This window comes from Brucella grignonensis, assembly GCF_002252505.1.
GTDB classification, from domain to species: domain Bacteria; phylum Pseudomonadota; class Alphaproteobacteria; order Rhizobiales; family Rhizobiaceae; genus Brucella; species Brucella grignonensis.
This window is the reverse complement of record NZ_NNRL01000151.1, coordinates 208,558-235,445: the sequence shown is the minus strand read 5'-3', so window position 1 is coordinate 235,445 and position 26,888 is coordinate 208,558. Positions and strand designations below refer to the sequence as shown.

The following is a 26,888-nucleotide window of genomic DNA, read 5'->3' as shown; positions in this document are numbered from 1 at the left end:
GTGGAAAATCCAGCTGAAAATATTGAAGGCGGCGATGCTATCGTCGCCTTCCGCCCAATCGTCGCCTTCCGCGATGTGAGCAAGGTCTATCCGAACGGCACGCAAGCGCTTCGCGACGTGTCTTTTTCGATCCGCGCAGGCTCCATCCACGCCATTTGCGGCGAGAACGGTGCGGGCAAATCCACGCTCATGAAAATCCTGTTCGGCATCGAAAATGCCACGGCAGGCGAAATCATCGTCGATGGACAGCACATTGCGTCCTGGTCGCCGGAAGATGCCGCGGCCAAGGGCATTGGCATGGTGCACCAGCATTTCTCGCTCGTGCCGACCCTGACGGTTACCGAAAACATCATTCTCGGCCATGAGCCGGTGAAGGCAGGGCTGATCGACCGTGTGAGCGCGCGCAAAATGGTCGAAGCGCTGATGCAGCAATATGATCTGCACGCTGACCCCGAAGCGATCACGGGCGCGCTTTCCGTCGCCGCCCAGCAGAAGGTTGAAATCCTGAAAGCGCTGGCGCGCCGCACGAGGCTCCTGATCCTCGACGAGCCGACCGCTGTTCTCTCTCCGCCGGAGATCGAGGAGCTGATGCGCAAGCTGAAGGCGCTGCGCGACGAAGGCATTACCATCCTCTTCATTTCCCACAAGTTGAACGAAGTGCGCGAGCTGGCCGAAAGCGTAACCGTGCTGCGTGCGGGCGCGGTTGCGGGCACGGAAAAGCTTGCCGACGTGCCGGACGATGCCATCATGCAGATGGTGATGGGCCATGCGGTCGACATTCCGGAGCGCGCCCACAAGCATGGCGCAATGAAAGCCGTTCTCGACATGAAGAATGTCACGACAAAAGCAGCCGACCCGGCAGACCGCATCAAGGATGTGAACCTGACCGTCGGTGCAGGCGAGATCGTCGGCGTCGCCGGTGTCGATGGCAGCGGCCAACGCGGCCTCGTATCGGTGCTTTCCGGCCTTGCCGAAGCAGCCGACGGCACAGTCAGCCTCAACGGTGAGGATATGCTGCGCGCCGACACGGCAAGCTGGCGCAGACAAGGTCTTGGCTATCTGCCAGCCGACCGCTTTTCGCAAGGTGGCGCACCCGGCCTGTCTCTCGCCGAAAACGCGATCGCCGGAACTGGATCAAGCGCGGGATCGATTACCGCCGACAAGCAGATTTTCTGGGGGCCGTTCCTGCGCTGGAATGCGATCAAGGCCCGTGTCAGCGGAATGATCAAGCAATATTCGGTGCGCGCAGGCGCAATCACCGAACGGCTCGATTCCCTTTCCGGCGGCAATGCACAAAAGCTCATCGCCGCGCGCGAACTTGCCACCAATCCGAAATTCCTGATCGCCGACCAGCCAACACGCGGCATCGACGTTTCGGCGGCAGCATTCCTGCACCGCCGCATCGACGAAGTGGCGCAGGGCGGCTGCGCCGTGCTGCTCGTCAGCGCCGATCTCGATGAATTGCTGCGCCTGAGCGACCGCATCGTCGTTCTCTTCAACGGACGCATCGTCGCCGTTCTGGAAAACGGACCAGACATCACACCGGCTGTCCTTGGACCTTATATGCTGGGGACACGAGCATGATCCCGAAAAGTGTAAAGCGGTTTACGGCCAAGATCATGCTCAGGCAGAGAGTTGCAGCGTAATGCGCAGATTTATCTCCTATCTCATTCCATTCTTCCTGACCGTGCTTGTCATCGCCGTCATCATGGCGGTGCTTCTGGTGCCGCTGGCGCTGATGCAGGACAATCCCGTCGGGGTTCTCAAGACGTTTTTCCTCGGACCATTCGGCAGCATTCGCCATATGGGCAATGTGGTGGAAGCGGCAACGCCCATCATGCTGACCGGCCTTGCGATCACCATCATGTTCCGCTCCGGCCTGTTCAATCTCGGCGCGGAAAGCGGCTTCTTCCTCGGCGCACTTGGCGCTGTGGCGGGTGCTGTTCTGCTGCCGTCGCTTGGCTGGTTCTCGCTGCCGGTCGCGATCCTCTGCGGCGCGGTTGCGGGCAGTTTCGCCTGCACCATCCCGGCAGCGCTGCGACTGCGTTTCGGCGCATCGGAAATGGTGACGTCGCTCGTCCTGAACTATGCCTTCCTGTTTCTCGGCCTGTTCGTCCTCAACTATGTCATCCGCGACCCGGCTGCGGGCGGGATGATGTCGCTCAAGATTCCGCCGGATGCCAAGCTTGACCGTCTGCTCGCCGGTACACGTCTCAACAGCGGTTCGATCATTGCCATTCTGGCCTGTATCGCTGGCGGCATCTGGCTTTACTGGACGCGCTCGGGCCTCAATATCCGTATCGCAGGCTCCAGTCCGGGCTTTGCCAATCATCTTGGCCTGCCGCTCAAGGGCATCATCATGCGTGCCCAGATTGTCGGCGGACTGGTGGCGGGCATGGCCGGTGCGCTGGAAGTGCTCGGCCTTCATGCCCGCTTTGCCTGGCTCGATCTGCCCGGCTATGGCTGGACCGGCCTTGTCGTCGCCATTCTGGCGCGCGAAAATCCGTTCCTGCTTATTCCGTCCGCACTTTTCCTTGGCTTCGTGCAGATTGGCGGCGATCTTCTGGCCCGCAACATGAACATCCCGACCGAAGTGGTGGGGCTTGTGACCGCCGCCATCATGGTGGGCGCGACGGCAAGCGTCATTCACAATCATCCGACCGTATTGCGGCTGATCCGCAACCTTCGCAATCGCGAAGGAGAACAAGCGGTAGTGCAGGCCGGAGTACAACCATGAGCATGGTTCTCGCACAAATTCTCGATCCATCCTTCATCGGCACCATCCTGCGCGTGGCAACACCATTGTTGCTGGCGGCACTCGGCGTGATGATTTCCGACCGCGCAGGCGTCCTCAATATCGGTATGGAAGGCATGATGCTGTCGGCAGCGCTCATTGCCGTTCTGGCCAGTGCGGCCACCGGCAGCCCGGCTGTCGGCCTGCTGGCAGCGCTCATCACAGGTGCAGCTCTCGGCTGGCTGATGTCGCTTTCGGTCAATCGGCTTGGCACTGATCTCATCATGACCGGCATTGCACTCAACATCGCCGCTGCGGCAGCAACGACGCTCGGGCTTTTTCTTGCTACGGGCGACAAAGGCATGTCGGGCGCGTTGAAAAGCGGCGCTCTGCCAAGCCTTCCCGTGCCTTTCATCGGCAATATCCACATATTGACCTTTGCCGCCCTTCTCGCCGTCCCGGCGGTCAGCCTCCTGATGATGCGCACGCGCTTCGGCCTGCATCTGCGCGCCACCGGCGTTGATCCGAAATCGGCGCGTGCCGCCGGTATCCATACGGGCCGGGTACAGATGATGGCGCTTGTCCTGTCCGGTCTCTTCGGCGGTGCAGCCGGTGCCTATCTGTCGCTCGGCTATGTCACCTGGTTCGCCCAGAACATGACTGCGGGTCGCGGTTTCATCGCCATTGCGGCGGAAGTCATGGGACAGGGAACCGCATGGGGCACGCTTGTGGCAAGCCTGGTTCTTGCGGCGGCTGAATCTTTCGCCATCACGCTTCAGAGCCTCGGCCTGCCGTTCGAACTGATGCAGATGATCCCTTATCTCGTCCCGGTCGTCGTGCTGACGATCCACGCGGCGCGCCGTCAACGGCGCGCAAAGCAATTGAAAAACTCCTGAAATGCATAAAAATGAGAATGAAATGAAAGCTTGGGAATTGACCCGCGATCTGCTGCGCGACACGAAGCCGGTGGTGCGCACGGCGGAAGAACAGACTTGGGATGCAAGCGCTGTCATGAAGGCGCAGGACGATCTCATGGCCATGTTCTGGAAAAGCAACGTGCCGGGATCGGCAGCACCTGAATGCCTGATGGCCGGTGCGCTGCAATCGCTGGAAAACAAGGGCTTCGTTCTTGCGCCCTATGAGGAGCTTCTTCGCGACGGGCTGGCTGCACTAGGAAAAGGTGACTTTGAAACGCTGTATCGCATCGACATGCGCCTGCGTGTCCTGATGCGCGCTGCACGGCCCGATCCGGACCATCCGTCACAAAAGACGGTGCGTTACGGATCGTGGGACGAATTCGACGCCGCCGTTCAATGGCCTGACGATGTGCTCTATGCCGTCCAGTCCGATGATTTCCGCGACCGCACCGCAGCCGCCTGGATGGCGCAGCTCGTGGGCGCTGCGGCTGGTACGGCGCTCGAAGGTTATACGGCAGAAAACATCGCCGAGGTCTTCGGACCGATCCGCGATTATGTGCGCGAGCCCAACACCTATAATGACGACATCACCTTCGAGATCGCATTTCTCGAAGCCTTTGGCGACAAGGGTTCTGCCGTGACCAGCGCCGACATTGCCGAGCGCTGGACCTCGCTGATCCCGCTTGGCTGGTCGGCAGAGGCAATCGCGCTTACCAATATGCGGCGCGGCCTCACCACGCCCGAAACCGGCACGTCCGACAATCCGTTCGACGAATGGATCGGCGCACAGATGCGCGGCACAATCTGCGGCATGGTCGTGCCGGGGCGTGCCCGCGAAGCTGCCCGCCTCGCCTGGATGGACGCGGAAATCTCCCATGCCGGAAACGGTATTTTGGGCGAAGTCTTCAATGCTGTCATGGCGGCACGCGCCTTTGCGGTCAGCGACACGCGCGAATTGCTCGTCTCGACAGCAGCGCTTTTCTCAACCGACACCGAATATGGTGCAGTTCTGGCCTTCGCGCTCGATGCCTGCCGTTCAGCCGACAACTGGCAGGACGCATGGGCGAAATGCGATGCGGAATATGCCGAATATAACTGGATTCATGTCTATCCGAATGCAGCCGCGCAAGTGATTGCACTGTGGTTCGGCGAAGGCGATTTCGACCGCACGCTCGAAATCGTCTGCGGCATTGGCCACGACGTCGACTGCAATGCCGCGCAGATTCTGAGCATGATCGCCATACAGCGCGGGTCCGCCATCATCGCCGAACGATGGTCGAAGCCGCTGCTGGCCGACGACATCGTCACCTATATGCGCCGCCCGGCGAAAATCTCCTTCGACGCGCTTGTCGATCAGACGGTCAGTGCCGCGCGCAACGCTCTCTAAATCCCCTCATCAGGAAACCATCATGGCCCGTAAAATCATTATCGATACCGATCCCGGTCAGGACGATGCAGTCGCCATTCTTCTGGCCTTGGCAAGCCCGGAACTCAACATTCTCGGCATCACCGCAGTGGCAGGCAACGGCCCACTGGCGCGCACCGAAATCAACGCCCGCACAATCTGTGAAGTGGCTAAAAAGCCGGAAACCAAGGTTTTTGCAGGCTCCATCCGTCCTCTGGTGCGCCCGCTTGTGACGGCTGAAAACGTCCACGGCAAGACCGGTCTCGACGGTTACGACCTGCCCAAGCCGACCATGCCGCTGCAGGCGCAGCACGGCGTCGATTTCATCATCGAAACGCTGATGAAAGAGGAGCCGGGCACCGTCACGCTTTGCCCGCTCGGACCTCTGACCAACATCGCATCCGCACTGATCCGCGAGCCGAAGATTGCTGAGCGCGTCAAGGAAATCGTGCTGATGGGTGGCGGCTATTTCGAGGGCGGCAACATCACGCCGTCGGCGGAATTCAACATCTATGTCGATCCGCATGCCGCTGCGGTCGTGTTCAAATCCGGCATCAAGATCACCATGATGCCGCTCGATGTGACACACAAGGTGCTCACCACCGAAAAGCGCATCGCCGCCATTCGCGGCATCGGCACGCATGTCGGCGAAGTGGTTGCGGCATGGCTCGAATTCTTCGAGCGCTATGACGAAGCCAAGTACGGCACCGATGGCGGCCCGCTGCACGATCCGAACGTCATCGCCTATCTCATCAAGCCGGAGCTCTATTCGGGCCGCGAGTGCAATGTAGAAATCGAGATCAATTCGGAACTGACGGTCGGCGAAACAGTCGTCGACTGGTGGGAAGTGACCGACCGTCCGAAGAACGCGCTCTTCATCAAGGATGTGGATGCTGACGGCTTTTTCAGTCTGCTGACCGAACGTCTCGCAACGCTGTAAAATCTGTCTCCCAAAAACGGGACCCGGTTTTGGGAAAAGACTTGCGAACGGATCATAAGCAAAAAGCCGCGCTGGCAGAACCAGCGCGGCTTTTCAATATTGATCCGCTCTAGTTTTTGCCCAAAAGTTGCGCCACTTCCTGAGCCGTTGGCGCAGCCGATCCGGCACCCACACGAGTGACAGCAATTGCACCGGAAGCCGACGCAAAGCGCACGCAATCATGCAGCGACTGACCTTGCGAATAAGCAACGGCAAAGCCGCCATTGAAACTATCGCCAGCAGCAACCGTATCGACCACCTTCACCTTGAACGGTTCAAAGTGCTTGACCTCGTCGGCAGTGACAAGCAATGAGCCGCGCCCGCCAAGCTTGACGATCACGATCTTCGGACCGCGTTCGAGAAGCTTGCGCGCCGCAGCTTCTGCCGACGTAAGATCGGTCGGCTCAATGCCTGTGATTTCCGCAGCTTCCGTTTCATTGGGCGAAATGATTTCGCTCAATGAAATCAGGTCAGCCATTTGGCTTGCATCACCCACAGGTGCTGGATCGAGCAACACAGTGCCGCCTGCAGCTTTTACAGCCTTTGCCACGGCCAGATTGGCTTCATGTGGAACTTCGCGTTGCAATAGCGTGATTTTGGCCTTTGCAATATCAGACGCATAGCCGTCGATATCGGATGCCGCCCAATTTGCATTGGCGCCCGCACAAACAGCAATCGTATTCTGCCCGGCTTCTTCAACCTGAATGATCGCTATGCCGGTATCGACACCGTCAATCACGCGCACGCTTCCGGTATTGAGGCCAAATTCCTGCATCTGCTTCAAGGCCAGTTCGCCAAAGGCATCGTTGCCAACGGCACCGACGAAGCGAATGTCGCCGCCAAGCTTGGCGACCGCAACCGCCTGATTGGCACCCTTGCCACCAAGGCCGATACCATAGCCAGACGCATTGACAGTCTGGCCGGGACGCGGCAGTGCTGCCATTCTGGCGCTGACATCCACGTTCACACTGCCGAAAATGAAAATCTTCAATGGAATTCTCCATGATTGCAATTACCGCCGAACATAGCGTCGGTTGTGGCAAACTTCCATGCCACGGCGCAAGCCATACACAAATACCCAAAGCCGCACACTCTGATCGACGGTGCCCGAGCGGGTCTGATCAGCAAGCGGACAAAGTGCAGAAAACAACCGGAACGGAAAGACGCGGAGCGGAGTGTTTCAAATTCATACCAAATACCTGAAATTACTGATCGACCGATTTCATATCGCAGGTTGTTTCTGCATTTGAACACAGACCTCTGAACCAGGCACGCCCGGTGAGCCGTTCATCACTCGCAAGTTCGACAAGTTCTTCGCCCGCCATACGCTTGCGCAGCATCGTATAATCCAACAGAACCCAGTCCTCATTGCAGGCGAGAATATTGTTGATCCGGCCCATTTCCGTCAGCCAGTCGCTGCCGATATCGAGGAGCCGCTCGCTCTGAGGATCGGGCATCAGAAAGCCCCGCGCCGACTGAATGCCAACTCTCGCTTCGTCCGATTTGATCCAGCCTTCGCCCTTATAGACCTCACGCGGAACATAGTCGTCGCTCTCTTCATTATAGGCGTCGCTCGCATTGGCGATCTTCAGCCAGCCATCTTTGGCTTCGAGCACGTCAAAGCCGATGCTGTAGGCATATTCCGCTTCTCCGACTTTGGAGCCGGTCGGTATTTGCCCTAATAATTTGGCATCGGTGGATGGCGCTTCGCGCACCTCAATCGCGGCCTTGTCATTGTTGGTCCAGGCACTGAAAGCGCATGACGTGGCACCTGCTGGAGCTTCCGCCTGATTGCCTGCCGCTTGTGTCGGGACGATTTGCAAAAGCATTGGCAAAGAAAGAGCAAAAACTGCCAAAAGAGGACGAAAGCGCATTAAAACCTCCAAATATCAATTCTCCCGATTGAGCGGACTGTATTTATGAGCCTCACTCAATGAAAACCTTCACACTGGCTGCGCGTCCGCCCGCATCAACGACGGTCAGCGTCGAATAACCGGTGCCATCCGGCAGCCAAGTGGCCGTGCGGCGGCGATTGGGTTCAGCAATCGGTTTACCATTGGCAAGCCAGCGAAACGGTGCGCGTCCGCCCTGTAATTTCAGCACCAATGGCGAGGCATTATCGGTCAGGGCTTTCAATTCGACATGCGCGCCATCAGGCGGAAATACGATGCGCGGCGCAGGCTCAATCGTGGCTTTGAGAACCGGCAGAGGATCGCTGCTCGATGAAAAACGTATCTGCGTCACCGGGAGATCAGCGCGTGCCGTGCGAAATGCGCCAGCAGGCGCACGCGGTAACGGCACGGAAACAACGCCTGAGCGCACAAAGGCTTCAAACAAGATGGGCGCTGCCGAAACATAACCGGCAAGGCCCGGCACCGAGCCACCATCGGCACGCCCGACCCAGACACCCAGCACATAACGCCCGTCATAACCGACCGACCATGCATCACGATATCCATAGGACGTGCCGGTCTTGTAAGCGAGGCCGAGGCGTTTCGCGCCTTGCGGCGGCACGACACCGGCCAGAATATCGCCAATCTGCCACGATGCCTGCTCGCTCAGAATAGGAGCCGATGGCTGGACAGGTTCTGAACCTTCGGTGCCGTCACGAAGGGCTGCCCCTCGCCCGCCATTGGCAAGGCCAGTATAGAGCTGCACCAGATCGCGCAGGCTGATGCCCGCGCCACCAAGGCCGATAGCCAGTCCCGGCGCTTCACCTTTCGGCAATTGCAGATTAACCGCCGCCTGACGAATGCGCGTCGTGAGCCGTGCAGGACCGACAGCATCAAGCAGGCTGATGGTCGGAACATTCAGTGACATTTGCAGCGCCTGACGGATGCTGACATCGCCCTGATAGCTCATATCAAAATTGCGTGGACGATAGCCTGCAAAATCCTGCGGGCGGTCCTCGATGATGGTTTCCTGCGCAATCAGTCCCTGCTCGAAGGCCAGCCCATAGATGAAAGGTTTTAACGTTGAACCGGGCGAGCGCACGGCGCGGGTCATGTCGATCCAGCCCTGCCGCTTGCCATCAAAATAATCAGCGGAGCCGACTTCGCCTAAGATATTGCCGTTGCGACTGTCGGCCAGCACGATTGCCACAGAGACTTTTGGCCCAAGCTTGGCAGCAGCTTCGCGCGCCACCGCTTCCAGTCCCGCCTGTACCGATTTTTTAAGCGTCAGGTGATGCCGGGCCTCGGTCGGTGCCTGTTTCAATACGAGATCGGCAAAGTGGGCAGCCAATGCGGGCAGCGGATGACGCGTAGCGGATATGCGCTCACGCGATGCACGTTCGGCTTCCTCGCTAGTGAAAACTGCAGAGGTTACCATGCGTGTTAACACACGATCCCGCGCGGCAACCGCGTTCTTCATCTCGCGATCCGGGCGGCGGCGTTCAGGCAATTGCGGCAGAGCCACAAGAAGTGCTGCTTCCGAAGTGGTGAGGCGCAACGGCTCCTTGCCAAAATAGACAAGTGATGCCGACCGCACGCCCTCCAGATTGCCGCCATAAGGTGCAAGCGTCAGATAGCGTTCAAGAATTTCAGACTTGCTTAACCGCCGTTCGATCTGGATTGCACGCGCCAGCTGTCGGAACTTGGAGCCGAAGCTGCGGCTTTCGCGCGGTTCGATCAGACGGGCAAGCTGCATGGACAGTGTGGAGCCGCCGGAAACAATACGACCACTCCCTGCAAGCTGATAAGCGGCGCGCAACAGCGCCCAGCCATCAATGCCGCCATGATCGTAAAAACGCTTGTCCTCATAGGCGATCAGCATTTTCACGAATTTCGGATCGACATCTTCGATGCGGGTATTCAAACGCCAATAGCCGTCCGGCGTTGCGTAGGCACGCAGCAAAGCGCCGTCGCGATCCATGACTTCGGTGGAAATGGTCAGCCGTTCCGGCAAAGGCGGAGGATAAGCGCGGTCGAGCCAGTCAAGCCCAGCAACCGTTCCTACAGCGGCGATGCCGAGAAACGCGGCACCGCCAATCGCTATTTTCATCTTTCTGACCATGATCTTGTCCGAAAACCGGTTCCCACTTTTCGGGATCATGGCTTACGGTGCCGCCACCTCCATCATGCCCGTTGCCGTGCGCGCTGCAAATTGCGGACGATACATGTCCTCAACCGTTGCTGCCGGATGGGTATAAAGACCCGGCGTCACCGCACGCACCACATAAGCCAGCGTGATCGGCTGCTTCTCACCTGCCGAGCGGTCGAAAGCGGCCACAAAACGATCATTGCGGAATTCGAGATGCGCAGCCTGTGTGCTGGTCAGCCAGGAGAAATTGCCAAGATCGGCACTGGAAACAAGGCCCGGATTATCGATCTCAAAACCGGCTGGCAAGAGATCAGTCACAAGCAGACGCGACTGCCATTGCTGCAGATCATCGATTTTCAGAACAACCACATAGCGCTCATTCTGATTGACGCCGGTGACATTGGCCGGTTCGCCATCAAGCGTATAATAAGTGCGCTCGATGTTGAAACCTTCACCACCCGCAGGCAGTGACTGAGCGGGTGCAGCAACAGCCGTGACGACCGCATCGACCGAGCCTTTGCCGGTATTTGTGACGACGAGAGGCTGCGCTTCAAGGGTCGCGCCGTTGAGACGCTCGGAGAACGCACCTTCATGCGCGGTGCCATTGATGTCGAGGCTGATTACACCATTGTCATCCTGAAGCCCACGTGCTGCAAGCAGCATCCATGCCTGATCCTGCGTGCTCAGATAACGCGCGCGCTCACGTTGGAACTCGACCAGCGTAATCAGCGACGGCAGCACTTTCGGCGCAGGCTTGGTTTCCGCAGCAAGCGCCAGCATGGCCGCACCATCACGCAGCGGCGAACCATAATCGGAGCGATTATAGTCGTAGCTGGACTGGTTGGTTGCAAGCTGGAGCGACGCATTGAACACGCGTTCCGAACGCGGCTGATCTCCATAAAGAGCAAGTGCTGCACCGAGCTGGGCGACGGCCATCGGGCTTGCGAAGTTTTCGAGCTGGGTATCGGCGAAGTAACGCAGATCGCCAACAGAAGCCTTCTTGTTGCGGGAGAGAACATAGAGCGCATAGGCAATGTCGTTGCCGCGTTCCTTGACGTCGGTGGTATAGCCGAGCGCGTTCTGCAGATTGGCAAGTGCGGAGAGCATCGCCTGCTGCGGAACGTCATAACCCTTTTCACGGGCACGCGTGAGGAAGTCGGTCACATAAGCGTCTATCCAGAGATCACCCGATCCCGGCGACCAGAGGCCAAACGAACCGCTTGAAGACTGGTTGTTCAGCACGCGGAAGATCGAGTCCTGAACGCGCTTCTTGAGCTCTTCCTGACTTTCCAGACCTGCTGCCGCTTCCGTACCTGCAGCCATTTCGCTCAAATAAAGCAGCGGTAACGCGCGGCTGGTGGTCTGCTCTGTGCAGCCATAAGGATAGCGGTCGAGCGCCATCAAAAGCGCTGGCACATCAAATGCAGCGCTGCGCGTCACACCAACGCTGACAAAAGCACCATCAAGCAGGCTTTCCGACAGAAGGCCGCCGTCGACTTTCAGGCTTCCGCCATTGGCCGCGAGATTGACGACATGACGGCTCGTGACCGGCAGATCGACCGGACGCACCGGCAATGCCAAGGCTTGTTCAACGTTAAGGCCTGCATCGTTGGAAAGCCGGATCGTCACACCACCGGCACCTGTCGCCACTGCATTCAGCGGCACGGTGATTGACTGCCGCTTGCCACCTGTAAGCGCAATGCTTTCAGGATAAGAGCCAACTTCGACACCGAGATTATCGGTGGTCTCAAGGCTCACACGATAATCGCCGTCCGGTGCATCCGTATTGGCAATATCGAAGCGGATATTGGCCTGATCCCCGGGGGCCATGAAGCGCGGCAGACCAGCGGTGATGACCACAGGATCGCGGATGATGACATCTGTAACCGCGTGACCGACAGCCTTCTTGGTCCATGCAACCGCCATGACACGCGCGGTGCCGTTGAACTGCGGTATGTCGAAGGTGATCGTAGCCTTGCCGTCGCTATCCAGTTCAACTGGACCGGAGAACAGCGCAACCAGCTTTTCGGTGGGCGGGCTGCCTTCGGCTGCCATATTGCCACCGTCGCCACCTGTGCGCAGCTTGCCGGTGACACCGAGCGAACCATCGATCAGGCGACCATACATATCGCGCATTTCAAGGCCCAGCTGACGCTGGCCGAAGAACCAGTCTTCAGGGTTCGGCGGCTGATAGCGGGTCAGGTTGAGAATACCGACATCGACTGCCGCGACCATGACATAGGCCTGCTCGCCACCCGCATTTTCAACCGAAACAGGGATGGAAAGTGTGGAACGCGGTGCGATCTTTTCAGGCGGGGTCAGCTTGACTGCAAGCTGCTTATCGGCAGGGTCAACCTTCAGCCATTTAAGACCAATCGCACGCGCAGGCATACGGCTTTCAATCGCCTCACCCGGACGGAACAAAGTTGCCGTAACGTAGGCGCCCGCACCCCAATCCTCACCAACCGGAATATCGATGGTCGTGCCACCTTCCGGCACACTGGCCGTGATGGTCTGGAGCAGCTTTTCTGCACCAATGGTGATGAGCAGTTCACCAGCAAAACGTGGGGATATTTTCAGTTCAGCCGTATCACCCGCCGCATAATGTTCCTTGTCGAGCGCGATTTCCAGCCCGTCCGGTGTTTCGGTCGAAGTGGAGCTCACATACCAGCCCGCGTCGAATTCGTAGCTTGTGGTCGGACCCGAGGCATCAGCCGTTTCGATTTCAAGACGATAACGACCCCAATCAACCGGCAGGCTGATTTCAGCTTCGCTATCGGTTTTCAGGTCGATCTTGCCGTTGGAGACAGCCTTGGTGAACGTCACCGGCTCGTAGTTCCAGCTGTTGCCGCTGCGATACCACTGATAATTACGCTCAATCTTGACCAGCGACCATTGTGCGCCATCGAGCGCCTTGCGATCACCCTTGCTATCAGATGCGATTACACTGAACTTAGCGGTTCCGCCCTGCGGAACTTCCCCGCCGGAGAAATCCGGACGAATGCCGATCATGTCGGTTTCCGGCTGCACGGCAACATTGATGGTGCGTTCAACCGCACGACCGCCGGTTTCGCGCATACGAACGGTCACGGCTGCATTGACGAGACGTGTCGTCGACGGCATCTCATCGACAGCAAGCGGAAAACTCGCCTTGCCGTTGTCATCGACCTTCGACAGACCATCAAGCGGAAGGCGCGAGGCTTCACCCTGTTGCTCATCCGTGAGGCCGAAATAATAGCCAGCAAAGCGGTCCCACTGGCGTTTGGTTGAAAGCGTGACTTCGCCTTCAAGAGCGAGACCCGCAGCAGGCGCACCATAGAGGAAACGACCATCCACGGTGATATTGGCGGTTTCACCCACAGCAATTTCTGGTTTGTCAGACGTCAGATCGAACTCGATCCGGTCCGGTACAAAATCTTCAACCAGAAACATCTGCGTTGCAATCGCTGGCTGTTTGGGATCGGTATAGACCGACACAGACCATGTGCCGCGCATGGCGTTGGTTGGCAATGTCAGGTCGATGGCATGACCACCGGCCAGTTTGCTGTCGGAAACGAGACGGCGATCTTCCACGCCATCGGGACGCGTGAAGATGAAGGTGAGCGGCAGATCTTCAATTGCGTTGGCACTATCATCACGCGCCAGCGCACCCACATGCACAACTTCGCCCGCGCGATAGATACCGCGCTCGGTCCATGCATAAAGATCAAGTGCTTTCGGGACTGCACGGCCCGTCACACCACGATCGGAAAGATCAAAACCAGCGCGCGCCATATCGAGGAATGTGAAATCCTCATCATGCTGACTTGCCATCAGCACCGCTGGCACCATGCCGTCCGTGCCGCGTGTCAGTCCCGGCGTAAACGTCGCACGGCCATCGCTGTCGGTGGTCGCTTCGCCCAGCACTTCATTGTTGCGTGCAAGCAGCGTCAGCTTCACGCCTTTAAGCGGCTCTGCGCTTTCCAGCGAACGGGCAAACACATTGATGCCGTCCTGTCCGGTATAGGTCGAAAGGCCGATGTCGGAAACAACAAACCACTGCGTTGCCTTGGTGCCATATTCATCATCGGACTTCTTGACCAGCGGTTCAGCGGTCAGCACATAGACGCCGGGTTTACGTTCCGGCAGTGCTTCATCAACCGGGAAACTGGTCGTTGCTTCCTTGTTCAGCTCATTGCCTGCAACCTCGATCTCACCTTCCCAGACAGGCGACCCCATCTGTTCGGAAACCGTGCTGATGTCGTAGCTGTCCAACTGACGCAGGAACTGGTAGCCGGAAAGGAGCTGTGCCAGCGAACGGTCGCCGACACGATAAAGCTTGACTTTCGCTGCATCGAGATTGACGCTGACCAGCGGAATGCCGCGACGGGCTTTCGCAGGCAGCACGAAGCTGTCGCCGGTAAAGCGCACGGATGGCGCACGATCCTGCACATAGATCGAAAGGCTGACCGGCGCTGGCAGCACTTCGCCAACAGCTGACGGCAGGCCCTGACGGAACGTCACCGTATAATTGCGGCCATGCTCCAGACCCTCGACACAGATCTGACGATCCTTGGCTTCAACTGCCTGCGGCGTGCCATTGTCAAGCTTGACGAAGCTTGAATATTCGACACCACTCTTGACCAGTTCTTCCGAGAACTGCGCGCAAATGCGCGGGGCGGCATTATCATTATCGACCGTGTTGTTGACGATGCGGAAACCTTTGCGGGCTTTCAGATCTTCATAGGCAGCACGAACCGATGCGGAGTTAACGAGATCAAGGCTCGCTTCATAGGCCTGCAAGGCCGGGCGCGATGCATCGCGCTTTTCGAGTGCCTGCGCCATGACGGCAAGCGCTTCCGCGCGCTCTTCTTTGGTGCGTGAAGCCTGATAGGCAAACCACGAAGCCGACGTCGCATCGCGCTGGAACTTTGCACGTTCCTGACCGTTGGAAGGCTCAGTGGCAAGCGCTGAAAGTGCATATCCGGTCCAGATTTCGCTTTCATCCGGCGACATGCTGGCAGCCAAGCGGAACTTTTCCATCGCCATGCGCGGATCGCCATTCAGGCCCGCTGCACCTGCTTCATTTCGCAAAGTGCGCAGACTGTCGGAGCTTTCAAGGCTATTGATTTCGCGCTTCAGACGACGGGCTTCGTCAATCAGATTGGTGGCGAAGAACGAGATGGCAGGTGCGGCACCAAGATCTTTGCCCTTGGCGGCTTTTGCTTCCGTCACAACCTTGCCGGCAACGGAGCCGACAGACTCGTTGAGCTTATTGAAATCGGCTTTCAGAAAGCACCATTTGACCTTGGGATTATAAGTGAAGGCCAGACAGGAATTATCACCAAGGCAGATGCTTTTGCATTGCTCAAGCGAGACATTCTTTTCGGTTCTCAGATCGAAGCCGAAATAATCGGCATCCTGCGTGGTTTCGATGCGCCGGGTTTCGGCGGCATTGGCCCCGGAGGATAATCCGAATGATGTCGCAAGGCAGAACGCAGTCGTAAAGGCCAGTATCAGCCGATTAAACCGATCAGACATGAGTGTCACTCTTCTGTAGTTGTCCCTCATCCCGCGCGGTTGTCGTCGACCCGGACCCGCACGCTCTCCAGATCAGACCTTACCAATTTATCCAGAACTGGATAGTTGGATTCGTGCCTGAACTTCCGAATAGAGTCTGATACAGCACAAACCTGATCAGACAAGGGTTCTTTTAGCGTCGGCTCAATCAGCTCGCCAGAATTTCATGCCAATTTTCAAATTTATTAGAACGATATTCTAATTCTCTTTTCAGCAATGGAATTCCGTTCGTCGTAAACAGGGTTCTCCTTCCTGTAAATTCGCACCAGCTTAAACGAAGGAATTCCCCCATGATCCTCAGCGTCAAAAACCTCACCAAGACCCTTGTTGCGGGTTCTCTCATAGCCCTTGCAGCATCGGGTGCGGCCCATGCAGACGCAACATTGGATCGCATCAAAGCCAAGGGCAAACTGACCGTCGGTGTCATCCTGTCAGGCGCGCCATTCGGCTATATTGATCCCAAGACGCAAGAGCAGAAGGGTATCAACATCGACATCGCCAATGAACTGGCGAAGGGCCTCGGCGTGGAACTTGCAACGCAAACCGTTACACCACCAAACCGCGTGCAATTTCTTCAGCAGGGCAAGGTCGATATCCTGATCGCCAACATGCAGTACACGGAAGAACGCGCCAAGTCGCTCGGCTATGTGAAGACACCCTATGACCGTATGGGCGGTGCAGCCCTTGGCCGCAAAGACAGCGGCATCAAGGACTGGAAAGACCTCAAGGGCAAGATCGCCTGCGTTTCACAGGGGTCTAACTACACTCAGCCGCTGATCGAAGAATATGGTGCGAACGTCAAGGCGCTGCCAAGCCAGCCGGAATCACTGCTGGCACTCAAGGGTGGCAATTGCGACGTTTCGGTTCATGTCAGCGGTACACTGGGCCTGATGCTTCAGGACCGTGCTGATGAGTGGAAAGATTATGGTATCCTGATCCCGACCGACCTCATCCCTTCGGATTCAGTCATCTGGCTGAAAAAGGACGAGAACGACACGGAAGCCGCTCTCGACAAGATCGTCCGTGATCTGCACGCGTCCGGCAAGATGATCGAGATCGCCAAGGCAAACCGCCTGCCGAACCTGAGCTATCTCGAAGAAGAGCACAACAAGCTCAAGGCACAGTAAAGCGCTCATTTCTACGTCACCATGACATTTGCGGACGGTTCATCCGTCCGCAATTCCAAAGCGTTTGCATAACGCAATCGGATTATTTCAATGAAAGAAGCTCTGATTTCGCGCTTTATCGAGCTCACCAGCGCAATCGGCCTCAATTATGAATTTCTCAATAGTGGCTATGAGCTTGATATGTGGCTCAATGGCATGGTCACGACGCTTGAGCTTGTCGCGATCACTATCCCGCTGAGCCTGTTTTTCGGCGTTTTGTTTGCAGGTGCACTGACATCCGGCAAACGCTGGTTGTCGGTGCCGGTACGCGGCTATGTCGAACTCACCCGCAATACGCCTACGCTCGTTCAGCTGATGTGCGGCTTTCTCGTGCTCAATATGCTGATTTCCAACGCAATCGGCGGTGCGCAGAATAATCCACTCACGCCGTTCTTCTGGCTGGTGGCGGTCACCGGCCTGCATATTGCCGCCCTTCACGCAGAAGCACTGCGTGGCGGCATTGAAGCTGTTCCCGGTACGACCATCGAGGCTGCACGCGCCATCGGTTTCAATTCGTTTCAGGTCTTGATCTATGTCGAACTGCCGCTGGCAATCCGCACGGCACTTCCGGCAATTGTCAACAATCTCGTCAACTTGGTGAAGCTCACGACCGTTGGCTCGGCCATTGCCGTGGGCGAGATAACCTATGCTTCGATCCTGATCTGGACACAGCGCGATAATGTGGTCGAGCTGATGTTGGTCATTCTTCTGTTCTTCAGCATCATCAATCTCATCGTCGCGCGCGTTGGCTACTGGTTTGAAAAGCGACTTGCAATTCCGGGATATGGCCAATGAACATCGCTATCGAACAAAAGCCTGGCATCTGGCTGTCGCCTGCGACCCTCACATTCACGACCATCATTCTGGCCACGGCACTCTGGTTCTATCTTGATCCGTCGCTGGGCCGGATTTGGCTCGACTGGTTGCCCTATCTTGGCAAAGGCTTTGCCATGAATGTTTTGATCAGCGTTTTTGCGATCACGCTCGGCACCTTTGCGGGCGTGCTGCTCGGCATCATGGAACTGGCCCCTTACAGGATCATTCGCGCGCCGGCTGTGACCTATGTGCAAATTTTCCGCAACGCGCCGCATCTCGTGCTGATCTTTGCTGCGACCTATATTTTCCCGTTCGAACTGGTGATCTTCGGCAATTACATTGCTTTCCCCGACTGGATCAAAGCAGTCGTCGGCCTTGCCATTCCAGCGAGCGCGCATATCGCGGAAATCACCCGCGGTTCCATCCAGTCGATCCCAACTGCTCAATGGGAGGCAGCGCAGGGCCTCGGCTTTTCGCGCCTGCAATCACTGCGCTGGATCATCCTGCCGCAATGCGTGAAGCGTTCGCTGCCGCCCTGGATGAACCTCTATACCTCCATCACCATGGGCACGGCTTTGGCCTCGCTCGTGGGCGTGCATGAGCTGTTGCATTCGGCAACCGATGCAAGCACCGCAGTCCAGCGCAACGACTTCACCGTCATCATCTATCTGACCGTGCTGATGGCGTTCTTCCTCTTCTGCTATCCCGTGTCGCGCTTCACGCAGCGGCTCGAAAAGCGGCTTTCCTCCCGCTGACAAGGATCTGAAATTCACATGAGCGACACCACCAAAACTACACTGGTCGAACTGGAGAACGTTCATCTGTCTTTCGGGCAGAATGAAGTGCTCAAGGGCATCGACCTCAAGATCAACAAGGGTGATGCAGTCTCGATCATCGGTCCATCTGGGTCGGGAAAATCTACAATCCTGCGCTGCATCAACGGCCTTCTGATCCCGCAATCGGGCAAGATCACCGTGGGTTCGACCCGCGTTGACGAGCTGAAAAACGAAGCCGAGCGCATCAGCCTGCGCAAGCGCATCGGCATTGTGTTTCAGCAGTTCAACCTGTTTCCGCACTTAACGGTTCTGGAAAACATCACCATCGCGCCGGTCAAAATCCTGCGAACGTCAAAGGCAGAAGCCGAACGCCATGCGAAAGAACTGCTAAAAAAAGTGCGTCTTGAGCACAAGACCGATGCCTATCCGGGCGAACTTTCGGGCGGTCAGCAACAGCGCGTCGCCATTGCCCGCGCCCTTGCCATGCGTCCGGAACTCGTTCTGTTTGATGAAGTCACCTCCGCACTTGATCCGGAAACCGTCGGTGAAGTGCTGTCGGTCATTCGTGATCTCGTCAATGAAGGTATGACCAGCATCCTCGTAACCCACGAAATGCGCTTTGCCGAAGAAATCAGCGATACCATCGTGTTTACCGAAAATGGTCGCATCATCGAGCAAGGCACGCCTGAGCAGCTTTTCTATAAGTCAACGAACCCACGCATAAGCGCCTTCGTCAACGGCTTAGGCGGCAATGTAAGCCGCGTCAATGAAGGCGGTGAAGGGATCTGATATGACCGATCATGTGACGGAGGCATTAAGCCGGGCCATCATTGGTTCCAAGCCATCAGCAGAAGCAGTCGCCATTGCCCGAACAGCAATCGTTGATTTTCTCGCTTGCGCAGTTGGCGGTGCGAATGATCGCAGCACGCGTCTCGTCAGCAAGGTTCTGGGTGCCAGTGGCAATGTCGTGCTGATTGGCCAAAGCGGGACCGCTGACCCTTTCACGGCAGCACTCATCAATGGTCATGCGGCGCATGTGCTCGACTATGACGATGTGCATGGCAGCGTGCGCGGACACCCGACGATTGCCATCATTCCGGCCCTTCTGTCGGTTGCCGCTGAACGAAAAATCAGGGCCGATGCTCTGATCTCGGCCTATATTGTCGGACTGGAAACCATGGCCCGGCTCGGCCTTGCCATGGGCACAAAGCATTACGAAACCGGCTTTCATGCAACTGCAACGCTCGGCACAATAGGAGCTGCAGCAGCAATCGCGCATCTCCTGAAATTTGATGCATCAACCACTGCAATTGCGCTCGGCCTCGCCGCCACGCAATCGGCTGGGCTTCGTCTGCAATTTGGCTTTGATGCCAAACCGCTTCATGCGGGGTTTGCCGCGCGCGCTGGCCTCACGGCTGCCCGACTGGCGGAAGCCGGTTTCCTTGGTGCGCCTGATTTCATTGACAATGCAAACGGCTTTTTCAAAGCCTTCGCCTTTGGTGCAGACGATGTATCGCGCGTGACGCAAGGCTGGGGTGAGCCGTGGCAGATCATCGTGCCGGGCCTGACACTCAAAGCTTTCCCGTGTTGCACCGCCGCCCATCCGGTTGCCGTTGGCGCTCTGGCGCTACGCAATGAGAAAGCTTTGCAGCCCGATCAGATCTCAGCGGTTTCGATTACTTTTCCGCCTGGTGGTGATGCCGCACTGGTAACGACCAGGCCCGTGACGGGTATCGATGCGCGGTTCAGCCCCGAATATATTTTTGCGGCTGCTTTGCGTGACGGAAAACTGGCAATTGCTCACTTTGATGAGCGTCCGGTCGATGCTGATCTGGCGCAACTTTCGGCCAAAGTGACACGGCGTCATGACGAGAACGCCCCGCGGCTCTCGCCCGATCCGAAAACCCGCTTCGTCGTCATCGATGTCACGCTCACCGACGGATCCAAACTTTCGCAACGCGTCGATGGTCTGCCGAGCATCAGCGACCCGACCGATAAATTCAAAGACGCAACGAAGAATGACCAGCGCTTTGCAGGCATACCCGACCTCGTGCAATCCATGACGACGGTGGACGACTTGCAGACACTCATCTCGTCGCTCAACCAATCCCCGGAGTAAAAAACATGACCAAGAAACAGATGCATCTCGGCCTTTTTCTGCAAGGTGCAGGCCACCATGTTTCCGGCTGGCGGCACCCGGATGCGGAAGCGGGCAGCGAAAATTTCGATCTGCTGCGTCGCGTGGCGAAAGAAGCGGAAGACGCAAAGTTCGACATGGTGTTTCTGGCCGACGGCCTGACCAGCGGCGTTGATGCGCATCCATCGATGGTTGCGCGGTTTGAACCGCTGACCCTGCTATCCGCACTGGCCATGGTCACGGACAAGATCGGGCTGGCTGCCACCGCTTCAACCACTTACGGCGAGCCCTATCATACAGCACGCGCATTCGCGTCCATCGATCATTTGAGCCACGGACGGGCTGCGTGGAACATCGTCACCACCTCTTACGCCCGCACGGCCAACAATTTCTCGAAGAGCCACCCTGAACATGACGAGCGTTATGCGGTTGCCGGGGAATTCGTCGATGTCGTGCGCGGTCTTTGGGATAGCTGGGACGACGATGCCTTTCCGAAAGACAAGGAAAGCGGCGTCTATGCCGATCCCAACAAGGTGCATGTGCTCAATCATGCAGGCAAATATTATTCGGTTCAGGGTCCGCTCAACATTCCGCGTTCTCCGCAGGGCCATCCCGTTCTCATTCAGGCAGGCTCGTCCGGGCCGGGTCAGGATCTCGCAGCGCGTATTGCAGATATTGTGTTCACGGCACAGCAAAGCCTTGCCGAAGCACAGGCCTTCTATGCAAGCCTGAAGGATCGTGTGGTCAAGGCTGGTCGTAACCCCGACAGCGTTGCAGTGATGCCCGGTTTCATGCCGGTGATCGGCGACAGTTTTGAAGATGCTGCGGAGAAGCTCAAGGAGCTGAACCGCTGGACAGACATCAAGAGCGCCATGCCGCTTCTTGAAGAACGCATCGGCCATAGCCTTGCTGATTACGATCTCGACGGTCCGCTGCCTGATCTGCCGATTTCCGATCAGCTTCGCAGCCGTGCAGAGCTTCTGCGCGATCTGGCACGCCGTGAAAACCTCACCATCCGTGATCTCGCGCTTCGCGTTGCCGCTGGCCGTGGCCACCACATCGTGCTCGGCACGCCTGAGCAGATTGCCGACCGGATGCAGGAATGGTTTGAGGGCAAAGCCGCTGATGGCTTCAACGTGATGCCACCTTATTTCCCGGGCGGTCTTGAAGACTTTAATAAGAAAGTCGTGCCAATCCTTCAGGATCGCGGATTGTTCCGCACCGAATATACGGGCTCGACATTACGTGATCATCTCAATATTGCTCGGCCCGAAATAAAGCATACATAACGACAGTAGCCGCATCGCCCTCCTCCCCCAGGAATACGATGCGGCCGCAACATTTATATCCCCCAAACAAAAGGCCGGAAGCGCTCCCAAGGTTTCCGGTTGGCATGATTGATGGCACATCCCAACAGACTGAACTCTGCAGCGCTCGATTTAATCCCCGGTACGGCCACGGCGGATGAATTGAAAGCTGCGATGCGACAGCTTGCTGCCGGCATCAGTGTCCTGACCACAGGAACTGGAAACGCGAAAACCGGCGCAACCGTGACATCTGCGACCGCTCTTTCGGTTGAACCGCCGACAATCATCGTCAATATCAATCTGAAGGCCTCGGTCTGGCCGACACTCAATGCCGAACGCCGCTTCTGTCTCAACATTCTTTCGGGTGAGCAGCAGGCCGTGGCCGACCGTTTCGCAGGCCGGAATGGCGAGAAGGGTGCGGCGCGCTATGAAGGTGCGGAATGGTATGCACTTGAAAGCGGCGCGCTGGCACTGAAAGGCGCGCTTGCTTCCATCGATTGCGAAGTTGAAGAGATCATCGAGCGTCATACCCACGCCATCGTCATCGGTCGTACGCTCAAGATTGTCACCAGCGAGGGTGAACCACTCGTTTATCATCACGGACGCTATCACACCCTGTAGCCCTAACTTCTTTGTCAAACATTCGTGTTGCCTGAAACAACTGTTGCCCTACTGTCATAAATTGCCTAGCTGTTAGACAAGTTGCATAGAAGTGAGAGAGTTTGGCGTGGTGAAAGAATGGTTGGCCAATAGCAGGCCGGTAAATCGGAAAAATGCGGCTGAAATCGTATTCGAGGATATCCGCTCTGCAATTACAACCGGACGGCTGATCGTTGGAACACGCCTACCCTCCGAAGCTCAACTTGCCGCAAAATACAGCGTGAGCCGCCCCATCGTGCGCGAGGCTTTGCGCTCATTGCAAACACTTGGCCTCACCCAGACACGCACCGGCAGCGGCACTTATGTGCTCAAAGCTGCCCCCGGACCGGAACTGAGCTATGACGGCTATTCAGCCCGCGATCTTATTGAAGCCCGTCCTTTCATCGAAGTGCCAGCTGCGGGCTGGGCCGCAATCCGCCACACGGATGATCAGATGGCAAAGCTTATTGATCTCTGTGATCGCATGGACAAGCAGACCGATCCGCATAAATGGGTGCTGCTCGACACCGAGTTTCACAGCATGATTGCGTCTGCTTCCGGCAATGTCATGTTTGCAAAAATCGTGGCCGATGCCCGCGTCGCACTTTCGCGCCAGTCTGAACTTGTCAATCTGATGGCCGGTCGTCGTGAGGCTTCCAACATCGAGCATCGCCAGATTGCCGAGGCCATCAAGAGCGGATCTGAGGAACAGGCACGTCTTGCCATGCAAAGCCATCTCGGGCAGGTGAAACTGGCCGTCACCATCATCATGGCCGAGGACAAAAGCGCATCAGACTAGAACGAGCGCATTTAGAGCGCATCCCGAAAAGTGTAAAACGGTTTTCGGACAAAGATGCGCGTTATAACAAATATTTAGAGCGCCGATCTGATCCAATCAGATCGAAACGCGCTCTAATCGTACGCACCGCGCTCGCTCTATCTCTTTATTTTCACGCATGTTGGTATCGGAAAACCGGTTCCCACTTTTCCGCGATATGCTTTAGAGCATAATCCGACCGGAGTGAAACGAGGATCGGCTCAAACGCATTCAGCCACAACTGACTGCATTCGGCTGCCATGGCGATCGTCATATCGCGGCCGATGATTGCGAAAGCCGTCTGATTGGCCACTTCCGGGATCACCGAATTGATCTTTTCCGCATGATACTGGAGTCTGCCTGAACGATTGGCAGATTGCATTATCTGCAGTGTTGTCAGACAGATATGATCCGGATGCTCCTCTTCGTGACGACCGTCAACACACTTGTGAACTTGACTAGCTTTTTCTGATATGCGTTAAGACCTCCATAAAACCTGTCATGCAGCTTTACAGAAGCTCAACAAGGACCATTGAGGCATGTCAGGACCGGTTCGTTCTGCGGGAAACTGGTCTTGCCAGAAAAACATGCGTCAAAGCACAACTGAAGATGCATTGCCTGGCCGCGTTTGAGCCCCATGTATTTTGACAGCTTCGGGATTGCCGTTCTTCGTTGCGAGCACTGCATAAAGCTATTGCCTTTATTCAAATCTGAGCTCTCAGGGAGGAGCAATGACAACGGAATTTATCAAGGCCACCCCAGCCGAACGCGAAGTCTTCACCGAAGAAGATCGCGGCTATCACAAGGCGCTGAAACCGCGCCAGATCCAGATGATTGCCATCGGGGGAGCAATCGGTACGGGTCTGTTTCTGGGCGCGGGCGGACGTCTGGCCCAGGCTGGCCCGTCACTTGTGTTCGTTTATGCCGTCTGTGGCTTTTTCGCATTTCTGGTGTTGCGCGCCCTTGGCGAGCTGATCATGCATCGCCCGAGCTCCGGCTCCTTCGTCTCCTATGCCCGTGAATTCTACGGCGAGAAGATGGCCTTTGCGGCTGGCTGGATGTACTGGCTCAACTGGGCCATGACATCGATTGCGGATGTGACCGCAGTCGCGCTCTACATGAATTTCTTCAAGCATTATGTTCCATGGCTCGAAGGCATCGACCAGTGGATGTTTGCGATGACCGCGCTCATCCTCGTGCTGTCGATGAACCTGCTCTCGGTCAAGGTTTTCGGTGAGCTGGAATTCTGGTTCAGCCTTGTCAAAGTGTTGTCGCTGGTAATCTTCCTGGCTGTCGGCATTTATTTCGTCGTGTCCGGCACACCGATTGACGGTCAGCAACCGGGTTTCCATCTCATTCGTGAAAGCGGCGGTTTCTTCCCGAACGGCATCCTGCCCGCCCTTGTAATCATACAAGGCGTCGTTTTCGCCTATGCCTCGATCGAGCTGATCGGCACCACGGCGGGTGAAACCGAAGACCCACGCAAGATCATGCCGGGTGCAATCCGTACCGTCGTTTTCCGCCTGCTGGTTTTTTATGTCGGCTCGGTTCTGCTGCTCACCCTTCTGCTACCGCACACACTCTATTCGGCCGGCGAAAGCCCGTTTGTGACCTTCTTCAGCAAGATCGGCGTTCAGGGTGCGGATATCATTATGAACCTCGTCGTGCTGACTGCGGTTCTGTCATCGCTGAATGCCGGTCTTTATTCGACCGGACGCATTCTGCACTCAATGGCTGTCTCCGGTTCTGCTCCGGCGGCACTTGCCAAGATGAACAAGAGCGGCGTTCCTTATGGCGGCATTGCTGTTACCGCAGTCGTCACCGCATTGGGCGTTGCACTCAACGCGGTTGTGCCTGCCGCAGCTTTTGAAATCGCGCTCAATCTGGCTTCGCTCGGTATCATCACGGCCTGGGGCGTGATTATCCTTTGCCAGCTCAAGCTCTGGCATCTCGCACGCAAGGGCGAGATTGCCCGCCCGGACTTCCGTATGTTCGGCGCGCCTTACACCGGCATCCTGACGCTGTTCTTCCTATTTGGCGTTCTGGTTCTGATGGCGGCAGACTATCCGGTCGGCTCCTACACCATCGGCTCGCTGATTATCATTGTACCCGCACTGGTTATTGGCTGGTATGGTCTGCGTGACCGAATCTATCGTCTGGCGGCAGAACGCGCAGCTGAGACGCAAAAAACAGCTGATTGAGGGGCAGAGTGAATAATTCGCAATTCAAACCATTGGTGGCGGTCATCGCCACCGGTGGAACTATTGCAAGCAAGCGCGGGGAAGATGGCGCAGCCACGCCGACGCTCAATGGCGACGATCTGCTTGCAACCCTTGGCGATGTCGGCGCACGGCTGCGCCCAATCGATCTGATGGCCAAGGATTCATCCAGCCTGACACTGATCGATATGCAAACCATCTCCGATGCGGTTGCAGCGCAGATTGCAGATCCTGAGATTCATGGCATTGTGGTGCTGCATGGCACGGATGCCATGGAAGAAACGGTGCTGCTCGTTCACCTGCAACGCCATCTTTCCAAGCCGGTGATTTTCACCGGCGCGCAGTTCACCGCTGATCATCCCGGTGCGGATGGTCCATCCAATCTGACGACTGCAATCAATCTCGCAACAGACCCGGCCAATGCGGAAAAAGGCGTGCTTATCGCCTTTGGCGGCAGGATCGTGCCTGCATGGGGCGCATTCAAGTTCAGCAGTGACCACGCCGATGCTTTCCGGTCGGTTCGCGATCTGGAAAGACCGGATGCAATCCGCCTGCCCGCATCGGTCAGCGCAACACGGGTCGATATTGTTGCCATCCATCCCGGTTGCGATGACGTGCATATTCAGGCCAGCATTCAGGCAGGGTGCCAGGGTATCGTGCTGGCAGCTCTCGGCTCCGGCAATGCCAATGCGACAATCGTTGAAGCCGTGAAGCAATGCACGAAACGCAATATCCCGGTGGTGGTTTCAAGCCGTGTTCCGACCGGCGTGCTGGTGCCGGGTTATGGCGGCGGCGGTGGCGGCCATGACCTGGTTGCAGCCGGTGCTGTGCATTCGCAGACCCTGCGTCCGGGTCAGGCGCGGATTCTTCTGGCAAGCCTGATTGCCAGCAAAAGCCCGAAAGATGCGATCACAAAGGCTTTTGACGATCTGAACCCATAACGCGCATCGCAAAATTGAAACCTGAAGCGCGTCGCAACCAGCTGCGCGCTTTTTGTTTTCATGCACATCCGACGCCAAAACATATATGACTTTTTTATTTTTCGGCCTTTTCCCCTCTCTCGAAACCCTATGCACAGCGGCAGCATAATGCCCGCGTGAAACAGGGAGCCCCACAGGCAATCAGGCCGGGGGCAATCAAAATGACAATGGATATCGCCGTTCTTGGTATCGGCATCGCTTTTTTCGTAATGCTGTTTGGCTATTTGCGTCTTTGCGAGAAGCTTTGAGGAACCTGCCATGCTGATTGAGTATATCGCAGGCGCTTTGGTCGCGGCCTTTGTTGCCGCCTACCTTCTTTACGCGCTGATACGTCCGGAACGGTTCTGAATAAGCAGTTAATTTGAGCCTAGAGCGCATCCCGAAAAGTGGGAAGCC

General features: G+C 56.9%; 22 protein-coding genes. 17 read left to right on the top strand and 5 right to left on the bottom strand.

Annotation, left to right across the window (positions count from 1 at the left end):
* From CEV33_RS05695 to CEV33_RS05675, 5 genes are all read left to right on the top strand, one after another.
* A complete protein-coding gene (locus CEV33_RS05695) occupies window positions 1-1,584 on the top strand; it encodes an ABC transporter ATP-binding protein (protein ID WP_094539517.1) in 1,584 nt (527 codons plus the stop codon).
* Window positions 1,585-1,645: 61 nt separating this feature from the next.
* Window positions 1,646-2,737, top strand: a complete 1,092-nt coding sequence (locus CEV33_RS05690; RefSeq protein ID WP_094539516.1) for an ABC transporter permease — start codon at window positions 1,646-1,648, stop codon at window positions 2,735-2,737.
* Complete coding sequence (locus tag CEV33_RS05685; protein WP_012093707.1) at window positions 2,734-3,630, top strand: ABC transporter permease; 897 nt, start codon at window positions 2,734-2,736, stop codon at window positions 3,628-3,630. The genes CEV33_RS05690 and CEV33_RS05685 overlap by 4 nt, the downstream gene beginning before the upstream one ends.
* Before the next feature lie 22 nt (window positions 3,631-3,652).
* Window positions 3,653-5,038 (top strand): ADP-ribosylglycohydrolase family protein, encoded by a 1,386-nt coding sequence (locus CEV33_RS05680; protein WP_235818370.1) that lies wholly within the window; start codon window positions 3,653-3,655, stop codon window positions 5,036-5,038.
* 22 nt (window positions 5,039-5,060) lie between these two features.
* Window positions 5,061-5,996: a nucleoside hydrolase gene (locus CEV33_RS05675; RefSeq protein ID WP_094539514.1), complete on the top strand. Its 936-nt coding sequence runs from the start codon at window positions 5,061-5,063 to the stop codon at window positions 5,994-5,996.
* A gap of 109 nt (window positions 5,997-6,105) precedes the next feature.
* Here the strand turns inward: CEV33_RS05675 and rbsK are convergent, their stop codons facing one another.
* From rbsK to CEV33_RS05655, 4 genes are all read right to left on the bottom strand, one after another.
* The gene (gene rbsK / locus CEV33_RS05670) at window positions 6,106-6,978 is read right to left on the bottom strand and encodes a ribokinase (RefSeq protein ID WP_235818373.1); all 873 of its coding nucleotides are present in this window, start codon (window positions 6,976-6,978) and stop codon (window positions 6,106-6,108) included.
* 262 nt (window positions 6,979-7,240) lie between these two features.
* Window positions 7,241-7,909, bottom strand: a complete 669-nt coding sequence (locus CEV33_RS05665) for an SH3 domain-containing protein (RefSeq protein ID WP_208620160.1) — start codon at window positions 7,907-7,909, stop codon at window positions 7,241-7,243.
* A 52-nt stretch (window positions 7,910-7,961) separates the two neighbouring features.
* The gene (gene pbpC, locus CEV33_RS05660) at window positions 7,962-10,049 is read right to left on the bottom strand and encodes a penicillin-binding protein 1C (RefSeq protein ID WP_167388129.1); all 2,088 of its coding nucleotides are present in this window, start codon (window positions 10,047-10,049) and stop codon (window positions 7,962-7,964) included.
* A gap of 42 nt (window positions 10,050-10,091) precedes the next feature.
* Window positions 10,092-15,596, bottom strand: coding sequence for an alpha-2-macroglobulin family protein (locus CEV33_RS05655; protein ID WP_094539511.1), 5,505 nt, complete (start codon window positions 15,594-15,596; stop codon window positions 10,092-10,094).
* Between the two features lie 329 nt (window positions 15,597-15,925).
* Here CEV33_RS05655 and CEV33_RS05650 point away from each other — a divergent pair, with 329 nt between their 5' ends.
* The 8 genes from CEV33_RS05650 (at window position 15,926) to CEV33_RS05615 (ending at window position 23,275) form a co-directional block, all read left to right on the top strand.
* On the top strand, window positions 15,926-16,762 hold the full coding sequence (locus CEV33_RS05650) for a transporter substrate-binding domain-containing protein (RefSeq protein ID WP_094539510.1): 837 nt from the start codon (window positions 15,926-15,928) through the stop codon (window positions 16,760-16,762).
* Window positions 16,763-16,852: 90 nt separating this feature from the next.
* On the top strand, window positions 16,853-17,596 hold the full coding sequence (locus tag CEV33_RS05645) for an amino acid ABC transporter permease (RefSeq protein WP_094539509.1): 744 nt from the start codon (window positions 16,853-16,855) through the stop codon (window positions 17,594-17,596).
* Complete coding sequence (locus tag CEV33_RS05640; protein WP_094539508.1) at window positions 17,593-18,372, top strand: amino acid ABC transporter permease; 780 nt, start codon at window positions 17,593-17,595, stop codon at window positions 18,370-18,372. Before CEV33_RS05645 ends, CEV33_RS05640 begins: the two co-directional genes overlap by 4 nt.
* An 18-nt stretch (window positions 18,373-18,390) precedes the next feature.
* The gene (locus CEV33_RS05635) at window positions 18,391-19,182 is read left to right on the top strand and encodes an amino acid ABC transporter ATP-binding protein (protein WP_094539507.1); all 792 of its coding nucleotides are present in this window, start codon (window positions 18,391-18,393) and stop codon (window positions 19,180-19,182) included.
* A 1-nt stretch (window position 19,183) separates the two neighbouring features.
* Window positions 19,184-20,512 (top strand): MmgE/PrpD family protein, encoded by a 1,329-nt coding sequence (locus CEV33_RS05630; RefSeq protein WP_167388128.1) that lies wholly within the window; start codon window positions 19,184-19,186, stop codon window positions 20,510-20,512.
* 5 nt (window positions 20,513-20,517) lie between these two features.
* Window positions 20,518-21,819 (top strand): LLM class flavin-dependent oxidoreductase, encoded by a 1,302-nt coding sequence (locus CEV33_RS05625; RefSeq protein WP_094539505.1) that lies wholly within the window; start codon window positions 20,518-20,520, stop codon window positions 21,817-21,819.
* Window positions 21,820-21,930: 111 nt separating this feature from the next.
* A complete protein-coding gene (locus CEV33_RS05620) occupies window positions 21,931-22,458 on the top strand; it encodes a flavin reductase family protein (RefSeq protein ID WP_094539504.1) in 528 nt (175 codons plus the stop codon).
* Window positions 22,459-22,564: 106 nt separating this feature from the next.
* On the top strand, window positions 22,565-23,275 hold the full coding sequence (locus CEV33_RS05615; RefSeq protein WP_094539503.1) for a FadR/GntR family transcriptional regulator: 711 nt from the start codon (window positions 22,565-22,567) through the stop codon (window positions 23,273-23,275).
* Window positions 23,276-23,426: 151 nt separating this feature from the next.
* Here CEV33_RS05615 and CEV33_RS05610 read toward each other — a convergent pair whose 3' ends face one another.
* A complete protein-coding gene (locus CEV33_RS05610; protein ID WP_374817392.1) occupies window positions 23,427-23,675 on the bottom strand; it encodes a hypothetical protein in 249 nt (82 codons plus the stop codon).
* Window positions 23,676-24,024: 349 nt separating this feature from the next.
* Here CEV33_RS05610 and CEV33_RS05605 point away from each other — a divergent pair, with 349 nt between their 5' ends.
* The 4 genes from CEV33_RS05605 to kdpF all read left to right on the top strand — a co-directional run bounded on the left by CEV33_RS05605 (window position 24,025) and on the right by kdpF (window position 26,840).
* Window positions 24,025-25,494: an amino acid permease gene (locus CEV33_RS05605; RefSeq protein ID WP_094539502.1), complete on the top strand. Its 1,470-nt coding sequence runs from the start codon at window positions 24,025-24,027 to the stop codon at window positions 25,492-25,494.
* Window positions 25,495-25,502: 8 nt separating this feature from the next.
* On the top strand, window positions 25,503-26,453 hold the full coding sequence (locus tag CEV33_RS05600; protein WP_094539501.1) for an asparaginase: 951 nt from the start codon (window positions 25,503-25,505) through the stop codon (window positions 26,451-26,453).
* A 155-nt stretch (window positions 26,454-26,608) separates the two neighbouring features.
* On the top strand, window positions 26,609-26,740 hold the full coding sequence (locus tag CEV33_RS24600) for a hypothetical protein (RefSeq protein ID WP_268875799.1): 132 nt from the start codon (window positions 26,609-26,611) through the stop codon (window positions 26,738-26,740).
* A 10-nt stretch (window positions 26,741-26,750) separates the two neighbouring features.
* The gene (gene kdpF, locus CEV33_RS05595; RefSeq protein ID WP_036567035.1) at window positions 26,751-26,840 is read left to right on the top strand and encodes a K(+)-transporting ATPase subunit F; all 90 of its coding nucleotides are present in this window, start codon (window positions 26,751-26,753) and stop codon (window positions 26,838-26,840) included.
* Window positions 26,841-26,888: the final 48 nt, after the last annotated feature.